This window comes from Pseudomonas sp. H3_E04, assembly GCF_054668915.1.
In genome coordinates this window covers 4,461,422-4,478,881 of the sequence record NZ_CP162797.1, presented here as the reverse complement: position 1 = coordinate 4,478,881, position 17,460 = coordinate 4,461,422, and the positions used below count along the sequence as shown (strand labels likewise).

Sequence of the window (17,460 nt, the reverse complement as noted above, 5' to 3'; positions counted from 1 at the left end):
TGTGGGGCGCGTTGGAAAAGGATCAGCGGTTAGCCGGGCGCGCATTTTAGCCTGTCCGTATAGAGGTTCTTAGCATTTATTTCGCAATTAACCTTCGATTTGGCAATAACAAGATCAAAGGTCATAAAAAAGGAACGCTCCGCGCGCCTCATCAGTCACTAGTTAAGCGACTTGAAAACCCTGGGTGCCGTGCCCGGGAATCACTCAAGGGTCTGCGGAAGGCATCCGGGGCCAAACGAGGAGTTTACGTCTGATGAGCATCAAAAAGCCTGCACCTGATAAAAGCGAGATGGCCGGAACCGATACCCCGGATCGCGCCAACACCAATGCCAAGCTCGACAGCCTGGAAGAATTCCGTTCCGACGCCACCGGTCAGGCGCTACGCACCAACCAGGGCGTGAAGATCGCCGACAACCAGAACACCCTCAAAGCCGGGCCGCGCGGGCCTTCGCTGCTGGAAGACTTCATCATGCGTGAAAAGATCACGCATTTTGACCATGAGCGTATTCCAGAGCGCATCGTCCATGCGCGCGGTACCGGCGCGCACGGTTTCTTTCAGACCTACGAGAACCATGCAGCGCTGACCAAGGCCGGTTTCCTACAGGACCCGGGCAAGAAAACCCCGGTCTTCGTGCGCTTTTCCACGGTGCAGGGGCCACGGGGTTCCGGCGATACCGTGCGTGACGTGCGCGGCTTTGCGGTGAAATTTTTCACCGACGAGGGCAACTTCGACCTGGTCGGCAATAACATGCCGGTGTTCTTTATCCAGGACGCGATCAAATTCCCCGATTTCGTGCACGCGGTGAAACCCGAGCCGCACAACGAAATCCCGACCGGTGGCTCGGCTCACGACACGTTCTGGGACTTCGTCTCGCTGGTGCCGGAATCGGCGCACATGGTGATCTGGGCGATGTCCGACCGGGCCATCCCGAAAAGCCTGCGCAGCATGCAGGGCTTCGGCGTGCACACCTTCCGCCTGATCAACGCCGAGGGCAAATCACGCTTCGTCAAATTCCACTGGCGCCCTACCGCCGGCACCTGCTCGCTGGTGTGGGACGAGGCACAGAAGCTCGCCGGTAAGGACACCGACTACCATCGTCGCGACCTGTGGGAAGCGATCGAAATGGGCGACTACCCGGAGTGGGAACTGGGCGTACAGATCGTCGAAGAAGAGAACGAACACGACTTCGACTTCGACATCCTCGATCCGACCAAGATCATCCCCGAAGAGATCGTCCCGATCACACCGCTGGGCAAGATGACCCTCAACCGTAACCCGGACAACTTCTTCGCGGAAACCGAGCAGGTCGCTTTCTGCCCGGGCCACATCGTACCGGGCATCGATTTCTCCAATGACCCGCTGCTGCAAGGTCGGCTGTTTTCCTACACCGACACGCAGATCAGCCGACTCGGCGGGCCGAACTTCCATGAGCTGCCGATCAACCGTCCGGTGGCGCCGTTCCACAACGGCCAGCGCGATGCGCAACACCGCACCACCATCGATAAGGGCCGCGCTTCTTACGAGCCGAACTCGATCGACGGCGGCTGGCCGAAAGAAACCCCGCCGGCGGCACAGGACGGTGGTTTCGAGAGCTATCCGGAGCGCATCGACGCGGCGAAGATCCGTCAGCGCAGCGAGTCGTTCAGCGACCACTTCTCCCAGGCCCGCTTGTTCTTCAACAGCATGAGCGAGCATGAGAAAGAGCACATCATCGCTGCCTACAGCTTCGAGCTGGGCAAGGTCGAGCGTGAGTTCATCCGTGCCCGTGAAGTGAACGAGATCCTCGCCAATATCGACCTGACCCTGGCCAAACGCGTAGCGGAAAACCTCGGTTTGCCGGCACCAGCCAAAGGCACGGTCGAAGTGCGCAAGACCTCGCTGGAGCAATCGCCAGCGCTGAGCCAGGCCAACCTGCTGCCGGGCGATATCAAGACGCGCAAAGTGGCGATTCTCGCGGCCAACGGCGTTGATGCTGCGGCCATCGATGCGATGAAGAAAGCGCTGGGGGCCGAAGGTGCTCACGCGAAACTGCTCGGCCCGACCTCGGCGCCAGTGAAGACCGCTGACGGCAAGGCATTGCCGGTGGATGCGTCGATGGAAGGCATGCCGTCGATCGCTTTCGACGCGGTCTTCGTACCGGGTGGCGCGGCGTCGATTACCGCGTTGAGCGGCGACGGCGTGGCGCTGCATTACCTGCTCGAGGCCTACAAGCACCTGAAGGCGATCGCGCTGCACGGCGAGGCCAAGCAGTTGCAGGACTTGTTGAAGCTGGATGCGGATGCGGGCCTGTTGCAGGGCGCGGATGTGGGTGCGTTGACCAAGCCGTTCTTTGCCGCGATCGGCGAGCATCGGGTCTGGGCGCGGGAGCCTAAGGCCAAGGCTATTCCAGCGTAAAAGCAAAAGATCGCAGCCTTCGGCAGCTCCTACAGGATGTACTCAATCCCATGTAGGAGCTGCCGGAGGCTGCGATCTTTTTAGGGTTTACGCGGGCTTAAAACCATCTGCGCCGGCACCGTGCGCAGGATCTGCTTCTCAAGCTGCAACTCAAAATCAGGATCGAGCTTCTTCACCCGCTTGGTCAGCAAGGTCGCCAGCCACGGATAATCCGCGGTACGTGGGGCCTGGATGCTGACAGCGCACTCATAATTCACCACATCGGCGGCGATCGCATCGAGTTGTCGTTGCAGCTTGTGAATATCACCGATGTTCAACGCAACCGTGGTGCTTTCAGCCGTCGGGTCGATGACCTTGGCTTTCGGCCGGGCTTCTGCAGCCAGCAGCGCCGCTTCAGCCTTTTCCAGCTCGGCCTTGCGCGCTTCGGTGATCGCGCCGTTGACGCCGCCGGTCAACGCGGGCGCTTTGGGCATCAAAGCACGGGCGCGGCTCAGCGCGGTGGCGGCGGCGTTGACATCGCCTTTCTGCAGGACGATCTGGCTGCGGCGCAGATACGCCTCGGCCAGTTGCCGCTGATATTGCTCAAGGGATTGATCGTTGGGGGTGTCGGCCTGTAATGCGGCCAACTGGTCTTCGGCGGTGGCCAGTTCGCTGCTGGCCAGGCTTTGCTCCAGCTGTGCGATGGCCGTAGCCCGCGCATCCGGGACTTCGGCCACCGGCGGCGTGCTTTGGCAGGCGCCCAGCAGCACGGAAAATGCGACAAGGAGCAGATAACGGGAGGCGAACGGCTTCATTCCTGCGACTCTCTAATTGCGCAAAAAGCGGCCAAGTCTACACCCCACGACGGGGCAGAACAAAACTCAACAGAAACAGCGCGGCTGCCGCCACCACGATCGAGGGCCCCGCCGGGGTGTCCTTGAACCACGACAACGCCAGCCCGCCGCACACTGCGAGCATGCCCAACAGGCTCGCGCCCAACGCCATCTGCTCCGGCGAACGGGCGTGACGCTGTGCCGCAGCCGCCGGGATGATCAGCAGTGACGTGATCAGCAATACGCCGACGATTTTCATCGCCACGGCGATCACCACCGCGATCAACAGCATCAGCGCCAGTCGCAGACCGGCCACCGGCAGACCTTCAACCCGGGCCAGTTCTTCATGCACGGTGACCGCCAGCAGTGGCCGCCACAACGTCACCAGCAACACCAGCACCGCCGCGGTGCCGCCGAGAATCCACGCCAGGTCGCTCGGACTGATTGCCAGCAAGTCGCCGAACAGATACGCCATCAGGTCGATCCGCACTTCATGCATGAAGCTTAGTACCACCAGGCCGAGAGAGAGCGTGCTCGGTGCAAGAATTCCCAATAGCGTGTCGGACGCCAGTGGCTGGCGCTGTTGCAGCGTCACCAAAAGCACCGCCAGCAGCAGACAACCGACCGTCACCGCCACCGTCGGGCTGACATCCAGCAAAAAGCCGAGCGCCACGCCGAGCAGCGCGGCGTGGGACAGGGTGTCGCCGAAATAGGCCATGCGCCGCCACACCACAAACGAGCCGAGCGGTCCGGCCACCAACGCCAGGGCCAGACCTGCAAGCAGGGCATACAAGAGAAAATCAGCCATGCTTGCAGCCGTCTCCATGAACATGAGGTTGCCCGCCGAGCGGGCCTTTGACCACCGAACCGTGCAGGTCGTGGGCGTGGTCGTGATGGTGGTGATAGATCGCCAGGCTCGGCGCGTTCTTGCCGAACAGCTCGACGAATGCCGGGTCGCCGCTGACCTGCTCGGGATGCCCGGAGCAGCAGACGTGACGGTTGAGACAGACCACCTGATCGGTGGTGCTCATCACCAGATGCAAATCGTGGGACACCATCAGCACGCCGCAACCGTGGCGGTCGCGCAGACGGGTGATCAGGCTGTACAGCTCGGCCTGCCCGGCCACGTCGACACCCTGCACCGGCTCGTCGAGCACCAGCAACTCTGGCTCACGCAGCAGTGCCCGAGCCAGCAGCACACGCTGCATTTCGCCGCCGGAAACGCTCTGCACCGGGCTGTCGATCACATGTTCGGCACCGACTTCCTTCAACGCGGCCAGCGCACGCGGTCGATCGACGCCGGGCACCAGGCGCAAGAAGCGCAGCACTGACAGCGGCAGCGTCGGATCGACATGCAGTTTCTGTGGCATGTAGCCGACGCGCAGCTTCGGCTTGCGCCAGACGCTGCCGCTGTTCGGCTTCAGCAACCCAAGCACGGCGCGTACCAGCGTGGTCTTGCCGGCGCCGTTGGGGCCGATCAGGGTGACGATCTGCCCCGGCTCGACGCTCAGCTCGATATTGTCCAGCACGGTCTGTCCGGCAAACGTGACGGCGACCTGTTCCAGACGGATCAGCGCGTTGCTCATCAGGCCCCCCTGGCAACCGGCGCACAGGCCGACCACTTCGACCGTCTGCGCTTCGACGATGAAACCGACGTCCTTGGCGCTGTTGATGATCGCGTCGCTGATCACTTTTTGTTCAAGTTCGATGGCGGCGTGGCAATCGCGGCAAATCAGAAACTGGCCCTGATGCGCGTGCTCGGGGTGCACGCAGCCGACGAAGGCGTTGAGCGAGGAGATGCGATGCACTAGGCCGTTTTCCAAAAGAAAATCCAGCGCACGGTATACCGTTGGAGGCGCGGCGCGGCGGCCGTCCTGCTCGCTGAGCACGGCGAGAATGTCGTAGGCACCCAGTGGCTTGTGGCTCTGCCAGACCAGTTCCAGCACGCGGCGGCGCAGGGCGGTCAGACGCAAACCTTTTTGCGCGCACAAGGTATCGGCCTCGGACAAAGCGCTGTGCACGCAATGGGAGTGGTCGTGGGGACGGCTGGCAATCGGAGTAATAGGCATGAGCGGCGACGAGATTTGCTGGAGACGTTATTATGTTACCCGTTCTCGCTTCCTTGAGTGGTCATCGTGTCCCGACTTTTTTCTGTTTTTGTGGCTTTCGTTGCCAGTTTTCTGCTGATCGGTACGGCTCAGGCCGAAGTCAAAGTGCTCACCAGCATCAAACCGTTGCAGTTGATTGCCGCTGCGGTGCAGGACGGCGTGGCGGTTCCCGAGGTGCTGCTGCCGCCGGGTGCCTCGCCGCACAATTACGCCCTGCGCCCATCCGACGTACGGAAGGTGCAGTCGGTCGATCTGCTCTACTGGATCGGCCCGGACATGGAAGGTTTCCTGCCGCGCGTGCTCAGCGGTCGCAGTCAGCCAAGTGTTGCCGTGCAAGATCTGCCGGGCCTGAAGCTGAGGCATTTCGGCGCTGACAATCACTCCCACGCCGAAGAGGCCGACGAGCATGATCACGATCATCGCCCCGGCTCGCTGGATGCACATTTGTGGTTGTCACCGGTCAATGCGCGGGTGATCGCCGACAAAATGGCCGCCGACCTCAGCGCCGCCGACCCGACCAATGCCCAGCGTTATCAGAGCAATGCCAAAGCCTTCGATGAACGTTTGGATGCGCTGGATCAGCGCTTGAAGAAGCGTCTGGCCAATGTCGAAGGCAAGCCGTACTTCGTCTTCCACGAGGCCTTTGATTATTTCGAAGACGCTTACGGCCTCAAGCACGCCGGGGTGTTCGCGGTGGCCGCCGAAGTACAGCCCGGCGCCCAGCATGTCGCGGCGATGCGCAAGCGTTTGCAGGAAGTGGGCAAGACCTGTGTGTTCAGCGAGCCGCCATTGCGTCCGCGTTTGGCCGAAACATTGGTGGCTGGCCTGCCGGTGAAACTGGCTGAGCTGGATGCGTTGGGCGGGTACACCCCGGCGACGGCTCAGGGCTATGAGCAGGTGTTGGAAAAGTTGGGCAATGATTTGGCGGGATGCCTGGAATCGCTGTAACAACACAAACCCTGTGGGAGCGAGCCTGCTCGCGAAAGCGGTGGGTCAGTCAGCAAAAATGCTGAACGGGCCGCCGCCTTCGCGAGCAGGCTCGCTCCCACAGGTTCATGTTTGCTTGGCGAATCTACTCAGAGGGCGAAGGGCAACGGTGTATTGACCTTCTGCCGCTGCGCCAAGCGCTGCTCAAACTCCTTGGGATCGTGAATCAACACGTCCTGCCCGGCAAACTGCTCCGCCGCGATCAACCGTGACAGCCAGAACCGCACACAGGCCACGCGCAACATCGTCGGCCACAACTCAGCCTCCGCCGCCGTGAACGGGCGCAACGCTGCATAAGCGCCAAGGAATGCGCGAGCACGCGGGCCATCGATCACGCCCTCCTCGTCCGAACACCAGTCATTCAAGGCAATCGCCACGTCGTAGAGCATCGGCCCCGAGCAGGCGTTGTAAAAATCGATCAGCCCGGTCAGGTGCGTGCCTTCAAACATCGCGTTGTCGCGAAACAGGTCGGCGTGAATGTTCGCCCGAGGCAGTGCGAGGATCTTGTCCTTGCGCTCAGAGATTTCATCCAGCGCGCTTTGTAGCAGCGCACGCGGCTCATCGCTCAGGTGCGAGAGAAATTCAGTGCCCTCCTCCTGCATCCAGTCCAGACCGCGATCGGTCTTGCGCTTGATCATGCGCTCGCCCTGGGTCGCCAGGTGCAGATGCGCCTGCAGTTCGCCCACTTGCGCGCAATGCTGGGCGTTGGCGACCTTGATGTGCTTGCCCGATAGGCGCGGTTGCAACAATGCCGGTTTGCCTTTGAGTTCACGCAAGGCCACGCCGTCCGTGGTGCGCAGGGCGTAGGGCACCGGCAGATCAGCTTCGTGCAGCACGTCGAGCAGGTCGATGAAAAACGGCATCTCCTGCACCGGGCCGCGTTCGACCAGGGTCAGGACAAACTCGCCCTGCTCCAGGCTGATGAAGAAATTGGTGTTTTCGCTGCCGGCGGCGATCCCCTGGAAATCAAGCAGGCGGCCGAGCCCGTAAGGGGCGAGAAAGGTTTCCAGCTCGGGCCGAGCCAGGGGAGTGAACACAGACATTGAGAACTGCTCAGTTCTGGCGCCGCTATCGCGCGGCGCCTGTTGGAAAAATCAGGAAACTTACTTCCAGGTAAAAATTTCCCACGACGGAATCAGCATATCCGGCTGGTCGGATCTGATGTAATTGGCGTCCGATCCATCGGCGCGCACCAGGAAATACGGTTTGCCCTTCTTGGGCGTGACCTTGATCGCATAGACGAAGCCATTCCGGCTGTACTCCTGAATGGTCTTGTCGCCCTCCGTGCGGATGGTGACCTCGGGGTCGCCGCCCGGCGCATCATCCGCCGCCATCGCGGCCAGTGGTGAGACAGCGATCAACCCGACCAGCAGCAAGCGATTTAACGTACGCATGATAACCTTGTCCCTTTGTCGTCAACGGTCCCGCTATTCTAGCCCCGGACCCGCCGAAAAGGTTGATCCTGCTCATGAGCCAAGCCCCCCTCGTCCTGGTGGACGGTTCGTCTTACCTGTACCGCGCCTTTCATGCCCTGCCACCACTGACCACGTCCAAAGGCCTGCCGACCGGCGCGGTCAAAGGCGTGCTGAACATGCTCAAGAGTCTGCGCAAGCAGTACCCGGACAGCCCCTTCGCCGTGGTCTTCGACGCCAAGGGCGGGACATTTCGCGATGAGATGTACGCCGAATACAAGGCCAATCGCCCGAGCATGCCCGATGACATGCGCGTGCAGATCGAGCCGCTGCACCAGAGCGTGATCGCCCTCGGCTTCCCGCTGCTGTGCGTGGACGGCGTCGAGGCCGACGACGTGATCGGCACCCTCGCCCGCAGCAGCGCGGCGGCAGATCGCCCGGTGATCATCTCCACCGGTGACAAGGACATGGCGCAACTGGTCGATGGCCACATTACCTTGGTCAACACCATGTCAGGTAGTTCGATGGATGTGGAGGGCGTTAAGGAGAAATTTGGCGTCGCACCGGAGCAGATCATCGATTATCTGGCGCTGATGGGCGATTCCTCCGACAACATCCCGGGCGTGCCGGGCATCGGCCCGAAGACCGCGTCCGGCCTGCTGGTCGGCGTCAACGGCGGTCTGACCGAGCTGTACGCCAACCTCGACATCGTGCCGACCCTGCCGATTCGCGGGGCGAAAACCCTGGTGGCCAAGCTTGAAGAGCACAAGGAAATGGCTTTCCTGTCCTATCAACTGGCGACCATCAAGATCGACGTGCCACTGGATATCGGCCTCGATGATCTGCAGATGGGCGCGGAAGATCCGGCCAAACTCTATGAGCTGTACACCCTGCTGGAATTCAAGAGCTGGCTCAATGATCTGGATCGCGATGCCAAGCGCCTGGAACTGAGCGCGGCGGCCGAGCCGGCGCCGGCGGGCGATCTGTTCAGCGCCCCGCAAGCCGAGGCAGCCGCCGCCCCTGCCGAAGCCGCCTACGAAACCATCCTCGATCAGGCTCGCTTCGACGTCTGGCTGGAAAAACTGCGCAACGCCAAGCTGATCGCCTTCGACACCGAAACCACCGGCATCGACGCGCAGCAGGCGCAACTGGTCGGTCTGTCGTTCGCCGTGCAGGCCAACGAAGCCGCGTACATTCCGCTGACCCATTCCTACATCGGCGTGCCGGAGCAGCTGGATCGCGACACCGTGCTGCGCGCACTCAAGCCGATTCTGGAAGACCCGAACAAACTCAAGGTCGGCCAGCACGCCAAGTTCGACATGAACATCCTGGCCAACTGCGCCATCGGCGGCGATCAGAGTGAAGGCATCAGCGTGCGCGGCATCGCCTTCGACACCATGCTTGAGTCCTACGTGCTCAACTCCACCGCGACCCGCCACGACATGGACAGCCTCGCGCAGAAGTACCTCGACCACACCACGGTGAGCTTCCAGGACATCGCCGGCAAAGGCGCCAAGCAACTGACCTTCGACCAGATCGCCCTGGAACAGGCCGGGCCCTACGCCGCCGAAGACGCCGACATCACCCTGCGCCTGCACCAGACTCTGTTCGACAAGCTCAGCGCGATTCCGAGCCTGGCCAGCGTGCTGACTGACATCGAAATCCCGCTGGTACCGGTATTGGCGCGCATCGAGCGCCAAGGCGCGTTCGTCGATGCCGAACTGCTCGGCATCCAGAGCATCGAACTGGGCAACAAAATGGTCGCGCTGGAGCGTGAGGCCTTCGAAATCGCCGGGGAGGAATTCAATCTCGGCTCGCCGAAGCAGTTGGGCGTGATTCTTTATGAAAAGCTCGGCCTGCCGGTGCTGAAGAAAACCGCCAAGGGCCAGCCGTCCACCGCTGAAGAAGTGCTGGCGAAACTTGCCGAAGACGATCACCGCTTGCCGAAGGTGCTGATGGAGCACCGTTCGATGAGCAAGCTGAAAAGCACTTACACTGATCGCCTGCCGGAGCAGATCAACCCGCGCACCGGGCGCATCCACACTTCGTATCATCAGGCCGTCGCTTCGACCGGTCGCTTGTCTTCGAGTGATCCGAACCTGCAGAACATCCCGGTGCGCACCGCCGAAGGCCGGCGCATTCGTCAGGCGTTCGTCGCGCCAAAAGGTTACAAACTGCTGGCGGCGGACTACTCGCAAATCGAATTGCGGATCATGGCGCACCTGTCCCGCGACGAAGGCCTGATGAACGCCTTCCGCAACAACCTCGACGTGCACACCGCAACCGCTGCCGAAGTATTCAAAGTCGAGCTTGATCAAGTGAGCTCGGACCAGCGCCGCAGCGCCAAGGCGATCAACTTCGGTCTGATCTACGGCATGGGCGCGCAGAAGCTCGGCAAGGACATCGGCGTCGACACCAAGACCGCCAAAGCCTACATCGATACTTACTTCGCTCGTTATCCTGGCGTTCGCGAATACATGGAGCGTACCCGCGCGCAGGCAGCCGATCAGGGTTATGTCGAAACTTTCTTCGGTCGTCGCCTGTACCTGCCGGAGATCAACTCGAACAAGCCACAGGAGCGCGCCGCCGCCGAACGCACGGCAATCAACGCGCCGATGCAGGGCACGGCAGCGGATATCATCAAGAAAGCCATGGTCGCAGTGGACAACTGGCTGGCGACGTCGGGGCTGGATGCGCGGGTCATCCTGCAGGTGCACGATGAACTGGTGCTGGAGGTTCGCGAGGATCTGGTCGAGCAGGTCAGTGCCGAGATTCGCCTGCACATGAGCGAAGCGGCGAAGCTCGATGTGCCGCTATTGGTCGAAGTCGGGGTCGGCAACAATTGGGATGAGGCGCACTGAGTATTGCGCTGCGTTGCCGCGACTCGCTGTCGCGGCAAGCCCGGGAAACGGGCTTAGAACGATAAATGCCTGAGGCTATTCCAAAGCTTTTTGAAAAAAATCTGAACTAATCTGTTGATCGAACACTCAGAGGTACTGAATGGCTGGTGAAGCCCTTCGATGCTCCTATGTTGTGTTAAGTGTTGGCAGATATCTGAACCCCGCCCTAGCGGTTCGGAACTTGAACCCCGGAATTTCTCCCTCCCCAATGAAATCCGGGGCTTTTTTTGCCAAAAAATCGGCTGTAGCGCGGCCATGCTGCGTTAAAAGCATCGCTAAAAATGCTCATTTAGGTCCCCTAAAGTCGAGCGCGACCCCGGCCGTTTTAGCGCTGCTTTTGCCTTGCCTGGCCACACTACAACCAATTTTTCCCCATTCCGAATTTACTCGGCGGCGGCCTCGGTGTTTTTGTCTGCCAGTTCCATCCAGTCGGCCAGCACAGTGTAGGCCTCTTCCAGACCCATGCGTTTTGGTGCGGAGAACAACTGGATGGTGATCGAGTCGCCCCAGCCTTTGCGGATTTCCGACTGCACTTTCAGCAGGGTGTTCTTGGCTGCCCCGTAGGTGAGCTTGTCGGCTTTGGTCAGCAGGATGTGCATCGGCATGCCGGCGGCGACGGCCCAGTCGAGCATCAGCAGGTCGAAGTCGGTCATCGGATGGCGGATGTCCATCATCAGAATCAGACCTTTCAAACTCTCCCGACCACCGAGGTAAGCCTCGAGGTGGCGCTGCCAGTGTTGCTTGAGCGGGATCGGTACTTTTGCATAACCGTAGCCCGGCAGGTCGACCAGACGGCGATCTTCGTCTAGCTTGAAGAAGTTCAACAGCTGTGTGCGACCCGGAGTTTTCGAGGTGCGCGCCAGGCTGGCGTGGGTCAGGGTGTTCAGCGCGCTGGATTTGCCGGCGTTGGAACGACCGGCAAACGCCACTTCGAAGCCTTCGTCGTCTGGGCATTGATCGACTTTGGCGGCACTGAGCATGAACGTGGACTGTTGGCACAGGCCGAGGATGGGATTCTTGAGTTGCATGGGATTTCCGATGTGGGCGGCGCCGGGATTGGGCGCGGAACGCGGTGTCGCTTCCGTTTCAGTGACGCCAGTATATAATGCCGCAGATTTTGTGTGTGCTTTGTCCCAGCGAAGGATGAAGTTCACGAGAGCGACAGACTTTGATTGCGCATTAGAACGCAGAACGCTCTCAACCCTGAAAAGGTCGTTTTATGACGAAATGGCTGCTGGCTGCCGGAGTCTTGATGCCGCTTTACAGCGCACAGGCTACACAGGATCCGGAAGCTGTGTACAACCGTGTTTGTGGTGCCTGTCATTCCGGCCAACTACCCATGGCGCCCGCAAGAGGCGATCAGGAAGCTTGGACGCCGAGGTTGGCGAAAGGTATGGGGACGCTGGTGCAACACGTGACCCAGGGTTTCAAGGCGATGCCGCCGCGTGGTTTGTGCATGGACTGCAGTGCCGAGGATTACCAGGCCATCATCCTGTGGATGAGCGAGAGTAAGCCCGGTCCATAACTTAACCCTTAGCCGTAGTTGGATTAGCTGATGAACAAATTGATCGTGAGTCTGCTGTTGACCGTGGGAATTTCAGGTCTCGCCCATGCTGCCGGCGATGCCGCAGCAGGCCAGGCCAAAGCTGCCGTTTGCGGAGCCTGCCATGGCCCGGACGGCAACAGCATGGCGCCAAACTTTCCGAAACTGGCCGGTCAAGGTGAACGCTACCTCGACAAGCAATTGCACGACATCAAATCGGGCAAGCGCGTGGTGCTGGAAATGACCGGGCTGCTGACCAACCTGAATGATCAGGATCTGGCCGACATCGCCGCGTACTTCGCCAGCCAGAAAGGCAGCGTCGGCGCCGCCGATCCGAAGATCGTCGCTCGCGGTGAAGCGCTGTTCCGGGGCGGCAACCTGGAAAAAGGCCTGCCAGCCTGCACCGGCTGCCACTCGCCGAACGGCGCCGGCAATGCTGCAGCAGGCTTCCCGCACCTGGGTGGACAGCATGCGCAATACATCGCCAAGCAACTGACCGATTTCCGCAAGGAAGAAGGCGGTCGCGCCAACGACGGCGACGCGATGACCATGCGCACCATCGCGCGCAAGCTGAGCGACGAAGACATCGCCGCTGTTTCCAGCTACATCCAGGGCCTGCATTGAGACCCTGCTTCGAGGGTTGAACGAGGCGCTTGACGCCTGCCACGTTAACGCTCGATTAATCCTTCGCAGCAAGTATAAAAAGGGTGGCTTTGGCCGCCCTTTTTTGTGGCCGCTGCCGTTACACTACAGCACTCATGCCCGCCAGGATCTGTGTCGCAACAGGTCGAGCGAGGCGACCCAAATTGTTCAGGAGTAAAGCATGCGTAATCTGATCATCAGCGCCGCCCTCGTCGCTGCCAGCCTGTTCGGCGTCACCGCCCAGGCCGCTGAAGCCCCTGCCGCCCCTTACGTTGAACTGGCCAACCCGGTGCCGGTGGCAAAGCCTGGCAAGATCGAAGTGGTCGAGCTGTTCTGGTACGGCTGCCCGCATTGCTACGCTTTTGAGCCGGTGATCAATCCATGGGTTGAAAAACTGCCGTCCGACGTCAACTTCGTGCGCATTCCCGCCATGTTCGGCGGCCCATGGGACGCTCACGGCCAGATGTTCCTGACCCTCGAAGCCATGGGTGTCGAGCACCAGGTGCACAACGCCGTGTTCAACGCAATCCAGAAAGAACACAAGAAGCTCACCGACAAGAACGACATGGCTGACTTCCTCGCCACTCAAGGCGTGGACAAGGACAAGTTCCTCGCCACCTTCGACTCGTTCGCCATCAAAGGCCAGATCATCAAGGCCCGAGAGCTGGCCAAGAAGTACGAAATCACTGGCGTGCCAACCATGATCGTCAATGGTAAATACCGCTTCGACATCGGCTCTGCCGGTGGTGCCGAGCAAGCGTTGAAACTGGCTGACGATCTGGTCGCCAAAGAGCGAGCGGCCAACAAGGCGGCTGCCAACTAAGCGCGGCATTCGCCATGCGCCGCTGGAAGTCCGAACGCATCGTTGGCCTGCATGATCCGCAGGTCAACGAGCATCACCTGGCGTCTACGGGCCTGCCTGCAGACCAGCGTCTGCGCTTGCTCAGCTTCAACATTCAGGTCGGCATCAGCACCGAGCGCTATCGGCATTACCTGACCCGCAGCTGGCAGCATCTGCTGCCCCACACCGGACGTTCCGGCAATCTGCAGAAGATCGGCGACCTGCTCGGCGACTTCGATCTGGTCGCCCTGCAGGAAGCCGATGGCGGCAGCCTGCGCTCAGGCTACGTCAATCAGGTCGAACATCTGGCCCACCTCGGCGCCTTTCCCTACTGGTATCAACAACTCAATCGCAACCTCGGTCGACTGGCCCAGCACAGCAATGGCGTGCTCAGTCGCCTGAAGCCGTGGGCGATCGAGGACCACCCCCTGCCCGGCCCGAAAGGTCGCGGCGCGATCCTGCTGCGCTTCGGCGAAGGTCCGGAAGCGCTGGTAGTAGTGATGATGCACCTGGCCCTCGGCGCGCGGACGCGCAGCCTGCAACTGGCCTACATTCGCGATTTGATCAGCGGCTACAAGCATCAGGTGCTGATGGGCGACATGAATACCCATGCCAGCGACCTGCTCGAACACTCGCCGTTACGCGATCTCGGCCTGCTGGCCCCGCAGGTGGAAGCGACCTTCCCCAGCTGGCGCCCACAGCGTTGCCTTGATCATATTCTGCTCAGCCCGACCCTGACTCTGGAAAAGGTCGAGGTGCTGGCCCAGCCCATTTCCGATCACCTGCCGGTCGCGGTGGAAATTCGTCTGCCGGGTTCGCTCACGGCCGACGCATTGCCCGCGTTGAGCCCTGCCCCTCGCGGAACCTGTGAATGAGCGACGACGCCCAGCGCTGGAAAGAGAAGTACCTCAAGAGCATCGAACAGCAGGACAAGCTTGAGCGCCGTTGGGCCGCGCGACTCGATCTGCTGCGACGCGGTCTGGTGCGCAGCACGCTGGCGGCCGAGGGCACCGACAAGGTCGTCGATCAATGCATGAAAGAAATGCGCGAAGTCGTACGTACCGATGACATGGACGCCGGCCTCGCCGCCCTGCTGCCGCGCCTGGAAAAAGCTGTGCTCGATTCCGAGCAGCGCCGTGAAACGCGCATCGATCAGGTCAGCACCGCGCTGACGGCGCTGGTCACCCAGTTGCAGGCCCTGCCATTGCCGCGCGAAGTGGCGCAACCACTGAAGAAATTCGCCAAGCAACTGGACAGCCGCGTCGGTCAGGCACGGGAAATGCCGCTGCTGCTGAGTGAACTCAGTGGCTTGCAAGGCAAGGCCTTGAGTCAGTTGGAGACGCCGGCCGAGCCGGGCCGGCCGGGGCTGTTGCAGCGTCTGTTTGGCAGCCGTGACGGCGAGGAAGCCGCTGCACCGGCTGCAGACATACCAGCAACACCAGTGCCGCAGCCGGTCGAAGCCCGGCCACCTGAACCGGAGCCTGTGCAATCAGCACCGGTGGCCAACGCTGAGCCAGCGATGGCAGCACCCGAGACCATCATCGAGATACCTGCCCAGACGCCGCCTGATGAGTCGGAAGTCGTGGCGTTCGCTGCGCCTTTGGTCGTCGTTGAAGCCGCGCCAGCGCAGGTTGAACCAGCCGCTGACGCCGAGATAACCGTCGCTGCGCATGCAACCGAGGCATTCAACCCCGATGAACTGAGCCACCCCGGCGCTCCGTCGCCGCTGATTCTCGATAGCCTGCCGCTCCCGGAGCCGATCGCTCAAGCCTTGGCCGCTGTCGACCCGGAGCAGTCGGAACACGACATCCTCTTCGCTCTGCCGGATTCTCCGGAGCCGTCCTACAGTTCCGTGGCCCGACATATCGAAGACACGCTGATCGGCCTGCTCGACGACCTGACCCTGCCCGAGCGTCACCGGCCGCAAGCCGAAGCCATGCGCGAACGACTCAAACACGGGCTGAACTGGTACGAGCTGCTGCCGATCCTCGACGATCTCGCGACCTTGATGCTGGCGATTACCGACAGCGGTCAGCACGAATTCGAAGCTTATCTGCAACAGCTCAACGAACGCCTCGAAGCGTTTCAGAGCAACCTGCAAGCGGCCAGCGAAGGGCATGCCGACAACAGCTCGGCGGCGCGGGCCATGGACACTCAAATCCGTGAACAGGTCGACGGCTTGCAGAGCAGCGTCCAGCAAGCAGCCGACCTCGATGACCTCAAGCATGTGCTGGAGAATCACCTGGAAGGCTTACTCGGAACGATGGACCAGCACCAGAAGCAGCGCGACGCCCGCGAGCAGGAAGTCGCCGGCAGGTTGAAGAGCCTGTCGGAGCGCGTGGCGCATATGGAACAGGAAGCCTTGGGTTTCCGTGAACACCTTGAAGAACAGCGGCAGAAAGCCCTGATCGATCCGCTGACCGGTCTGCCCAACCGCGCGGCGTGGAGCGAACGCCTCGAGCATGAAATCCAGCAATGGCAGCAGCACGGCAACACCCTCAGCCTGGCCATGCTCGACCTCGATCATTTCAAGCGGATCAACGACAGCTACGGCCATTTGGCCGGCGATAAAGTGTTGAAAATCATCGCGACGGTCTTGCGCAAGCGTCTGCGCGGCACGGATTTCATCGCCCGCTTCGGCGGCGAAGAGTTTGTGCTGTTGCTACCGGCAACGCCGCCTGCGGTTGGCGCGAAGCTGCTGGAAACCCTGCGCGCGGCGATCGAAGCCTGCCCTTTTCACTTCAAGGGCGAGCGCGTGACCATCACGATTTCCATGGGACTCGCATCATTCAGGACAGGAGAACACAGCGATCTGGTGCTGAAAAGAGCCGATCAGGCGTTGTACCGGGCAAAAAACGCCGGACGCAATCGAGTCGAGCTGGGCTGAGGCAATTGTTCCAATTTGTTTAAATCCGCCCGCTGGCGGACTCTGAGCAAATCCGTACGTTACACTGTTGCATTATCATCTTCAGCGTATCGTCCTCTGCCATGAAATTCCTTGCCCTTGTTGCTTCGTTGCTCGTTCTCGCCGGTTGCGCCAGCGGCCCGAGTTACGACACCAGCCACCCTTCGGCCAATTACGACAGCCGCATCCAATTCGTCGTGGTGCACTACACCTCGGCATCGCTGGAGCGTTCGCTGCAACTGCTGACCCACGGCGACGTCAGCAGCCACTACCTGATCGGCGATGATAAAAGCGCCACCATCTACAAGTTGATGGACGAAAACCAGCGCGCCTGGCATGCCGGCGAAAGTCAGTGGCAGGGCCGTACCTGGCTGAATTCCAGTTCCATCGGTATCGAAATCGTCAATCCCGGCTACAAGGACACCCCAACCGGGCGCCTTTGGTATCCGTACAGCGAAGCGCAGATCCAGTCGCTGATCACCCTGCTCAAGGACATCAGCCAACGCAACGGCATCAGCCCGCGACACATCATCGGTCACAGCGACATCGCCCCGCTGCGCAAGCTCGATCCGGGGCCATTGTTCCCGTGGAAACGTCTCGCTGATGAAGGCCTCGGCCTGTGGCCGAACGAGCAAGCGGTGGCGCGTCAGCAGGCGGTTTTCAACACCAACCCGTTGCCGGAGGTCGGCTGGTTCCAGGCGCAACTCGCGCGCCTGGGTTACGACACGCCGCAGACCGGCGAGCTGGACGTCGCCACGCGCCATGTCCTCGCCGCGTTCCAGATGCATTACCGCCCTGCCCGGTTTGACGGCACGCCGGATGCACAAACCGCAGCACTTCTGCTGGTCCTCAATCAGACAAAATAATGACGCCCGCCCGACGGTCAGGGCGAAATCGCAATCAGCAGCTATAACT

Annotated in this window: 15 protein-coding genes and 1 pseudogene; 9 read left to right on the top strand and 7 right to left on the bottom strand. The window is 61.1% G+C overall.

The window, feature by feature from the left end:
* The first annotated feature begins 253 nt into the window (after positions 1-253).
* Positions 254-2,395: a catalase HPII gene (gene katE, locus AB4N53_RS20290; RefSeq protein ID WP_460122628.1), complete on the top strand. Its 2,142-nt coding sequence runs from the start codon at positions 254-256 to the stop codon at positions 2,393-2,395.
* Between the two features lie 80 nt (positions 2,396-2,475).
* Here katE and AB4N53_RS20285 read toward each other — a convergent pair whose 3' ends face one another.
* From AB4N53_RS20285 to AB4N53_RS20270, 4 genes and pseudogenes are all read right to left on the bottom strand, one after another.
* The gene (locus tag AB4N53_RS20285) at positions 2,476-3,189 is read right to left on the bottom strand and encodes a PA5502 family lipoprotein (RefSeq protein ID WP_460122626.1); all 714 of its coding nucleotides are present in this window, start codon (positions 3,187-3,189) and stop codon (positions 2,476-2,478) included.
* A 37-nt stretch (positions 3,190-3,226) separates the two neighbouring features.
* Positions 3,227-4,015 carry a zinc ABC transporter permease subunit ZnuB gene (gene znuB, locus AB4N53_RS20280; RefSeq protein WP_400502107.1) on the bottom strand — a complete coding sequence of 263 codons (789 nt, stop codon included), beginning with the start codon at positions 4,013-4,015 and terminating at the stop codon, positions 3,227-3,229.
* Complete coding sequence (gene znuC, locus AB4N53_RS20275; protein ID WP_101159662.1) at positions 4,008-4,793, bottom strand: zinc ABC transporter ATP-binding protein ZnuC; 786 nt, start codon at positions 4,791-4,793, stop codon at positions 4,008-4,010. Before znuC ends, znuB begins: the two co-directional genes overlap by 8 nt.
* Positions 4,794-4,802: 9 nt before the next feature.
* Positions 4,803-5,276: pseudogene (locus tag AB4N53_RS20270) on the bottom strand (Fur family transcriptional regulator); the annotation flags it as partial.
* Between the two features lie 57 nt (positions 5,277-5,333).
* Here AB4N53_RS20270 and znuA point away from each other — a divergent pair.
* Positions 5,334-6,263, top strand: coding sequence for a zinc ABC transporter substrate-binding protein ZnuA (gene znuA / locus AB4N53_RS20265; RefSeq protein ID WP_460122622.1), 930 nt, complete (start codon positions 5,334-5,336; stop codon positions 6,261-6,263).
* A 128-nt stretch (positions 6,264-6,391) separates the two neighbouring features.
* On the opposite strand, the gene AB4N53_RS20260 is transcribed toward znuA, so the two are convergent.
* Both AB4N53_RS20260 and AB4N53_RS20255 read right to left on the bottom strand, forming a co-directional pair.
* Positions 6,392-7,345 carry a homoserine kinase gene (locus tag AB4N53_RS20260; RefSeq protein ID WP_460122620.1) on the bottom strand — a complete coding sequence of 318 codons (954 nt, stop codon included), beginning with the start codon at positions 7,343-7,345 and terminating at the stop codon, positions 6,392-6,394.
* Between the two features lie 60 nt (positions 7,346-7,405).
* Entirely contained in the window at positions 7,406-7,696 is a 291-nt protein-coding gene (locus AB4N53_RS20255; RefSeq protein WP_024014988.1) for a DUF2782 domain-containing protein, read from the bottom strand.
* A gap of 74 nt (positions 7,697-7,770) precedes the next feature.
* Here AB4N53_RS20255 and polA point away from each other — a divergent pair, with 74 nt between their 5' ends.
* The gene (gene polA, locus AB4N53_RS20250) at positions 7,771-10,575 is read left to right on the top strand and encodes a DNA polymerase I (protein WP_460122618.1); all 2,805 of its coding nucleotides are present in this window, start codon (positions 7,771-7,773) and stop codon (positions 10,573-10,575) included.
* Between the two features lie 422 nt (positions 10,576-10,997).
* Here polA and yihA read toward each other — a convergent pair whose 3' ends face one another.
* On the bottom strand, positions 10,998-11,642 hold the full coding sequence (gene yihA, locus AB4N53_RS20245) for a ribosome biogenesis GTP-binding protein YihA/YsxC (RefSeq protein WP_150637305.1): 645 nt from the start codon (positions 11,640-11,642) through the stop codon (positions 10,998-11,000).
* A 191-nt stretch (positions 11,643-11,833) separates the two neighbouring features.
* Here yihA and AB4N53_RS20240 point away from each other — a divergent pair, with 191 nt between their 5' ends.
* The 6 genes from AB4N53_RS20240 to AB4N53_RS20215 all read left to right on the top strand — a co-directional run bounded on the left by AB4N53_RS20240 (position 11,834) and on the right by AB4N53_RS20215 (position 17,411).
* Positions 11,834-12,139: a c-type cytochrome gene (locus tag AB4N53_RS20240; protein WP_016772347.1), complete on the top strand. Its 306-nt coding sequence runs from the start codon at positions 11,834-11,836 to the stop codon at positions 12,137-12,139.
* 30 nt (positions 12,140-12,169) lie between these two features.
* Positions 12,170-12,781, top strand: coding sequence for a c-type cytochrome (locus AB4N53_RS20235; protein ID WP_460122615.1), 612 nt, complete (start codon positions 12,170-12,172; stop codon positions 12,779-12,781).
* Between the two features lie 199 nt (positions 12,782-12,980).
* Positions 12,981-13,622: a thiol:disulfide interchange protein DsbA/DsbL gene (locus tag AB4N53_RS20230; protein ID WP_460122613.1), complete on the top strand. Its 642-nt coding sequence runs from the start codon at positions 12,981-12,983 to the stop codon at positions 13,620-13,622.
* Between the two features lie 14 nt (positions 13,623-13,636).
* Entirely contained in the window at positions 13,637-14,515 is an 879-nt protein-coding gene (locus tag AB4N53_RS20225) for an endonuclease/exonuclease/phosphatase family protein (protein WP_024014985.1), read from the top strand.
* Positions 14,512-16,527 (top strand): GGDEF domain-containing protein, encoded by a 2,016-nt coding sequence (locus AB4N53_RS20220; RefSeq protein WP_460122610.1) that lies wholly within the window; start codon positions 14,512-14,514, stop codon positions 16,525-16,527. Before AB4N53_RS20225 ends, AB4N53_RS20220 begins: the two co-directional genes overlap by 4 nt.
* A gap of 101 nt (positions 16,528-16,628) precedes the next feature.
* Positions 16,629-17,411: an N-acetylmuramoyl-L-alanine amidase gene (locus AB4N53_RS20215; RefSeq protein WP_460122608.1), complete on the top strand. Its 783-nt coding sequence runs from the start codon at positions 16,629-16,631 to the stop codon at positions 17,409-17,411.
* Positions 17,412-17,460: the final 49 nt, after the last annotated feature.

What these genes read in the sequence shown, in the direction of transcription:
- polA (WP_460122618.1), top strand. Translation starts at nt 7,771, where the DNA reads ATGAGCCAAGCCCCCCTCGTCCTGGTGGACGGTTCGTCTTACCTGTAC.
- AB4N53_RS20260 (WP_460122620.1), bottom strand. Translation starts at nt 7,345, where the DNA reads ATGTCTGTGTTCACTCCCCTGGCTCGGCCCGAGCTGGAAACCTTTCTC.
- yihA (WP_150637305.1), bottom strand. Translation starts at nt 11,642, where the DNA reads ATGCAACTCAAGAATCCCATCCTCGGCCTGTGCCAACAGTCCACGTTC.
- AB4N53_RS20220 (WP_460122610.1), top strand. Translation starts at nt 14,512, where the DNA reads ATGAGCGACGACGCCCAGCGCTGGAAAGAGAAGTACCTCAAGAGCATC.
- znuC (WP_101159662.1), bottom strand. Translation starts at nt 4,793, where the DNA reads ATGAGCAACGCGCTGATCCGTCTGGAACAGGTCGCCGTCACGTTTGCC.
- AB4N53_RS20225 (WP_024014985.1), top strand. Translation starts at nt 13,637, where the DNA reads ATGCGCCGCTGGAAGTCCGAACGCATCGTTGGCCTGCATGATCCGCAG.
- znuB (WP_400502107.1), bottom strand. Translation starts at nt 4,015, where the DNA reads ATGGCTGATTTTCTCTTGTATGCCCTGCTTGCAGGTCTGGCCCTGGCG.
- AB4N53_RS20285 (WP_460122626.1), bottom strand. Translation starts at nt 3,189, where the DNA reads ATGAAGCCGTTCGCCTCCCGTTATCTGCTCCTTGTCGCATTTTCCGTG.
- AB4N53_RS20240 (WP_016772347.1), top strand. Translation starts at nt 11,834, where the DNA reads ATGACGAAATGGCTGCTGGCTGCCGGAGTCTTGATGCCGCTTTACAGC.
- AB4N53_RS20235 (WP_460122615.1), top strand. Translation starts at nt 12,170, where the DNA reads ATGAACAAATTGATCGTGAGTCTGCTGTTGACCGTGGGAATTTCAGGT.
- AB4N53_RS20230 (WP_460122613.1), top strand. Translation starts at nt 12,981, where the DNA reads ATGCGTAATCTGATCATCAGCGCCGCCCTCGTCGCTGCCAGCCTGTTC.
- AB4N53_RS20255 (WP_024014988.1), bottom strand. Translation starts at nt 7,696, where the DNA reads ATGCGTACGTTAAATCGCTTGCTGCTGGTCGGGTTGATCGCTGTCTCA.
- katE (WP_460122628.1), top strand. Translation starts at nt 254, where the DNA reads ATGAGCATCAAAAAGCCTGCACCTGATAAAAGCGAGATGGCCGGAACC.
- AB4N53_RS20215 (WP_460122608.1), top strand. Translation starts at nt 16,629, where the DNA reads ATGAAATTCCTTGCCCTTGTTGCTTCGTTGCTCGTTCTCGCCGGTTGC.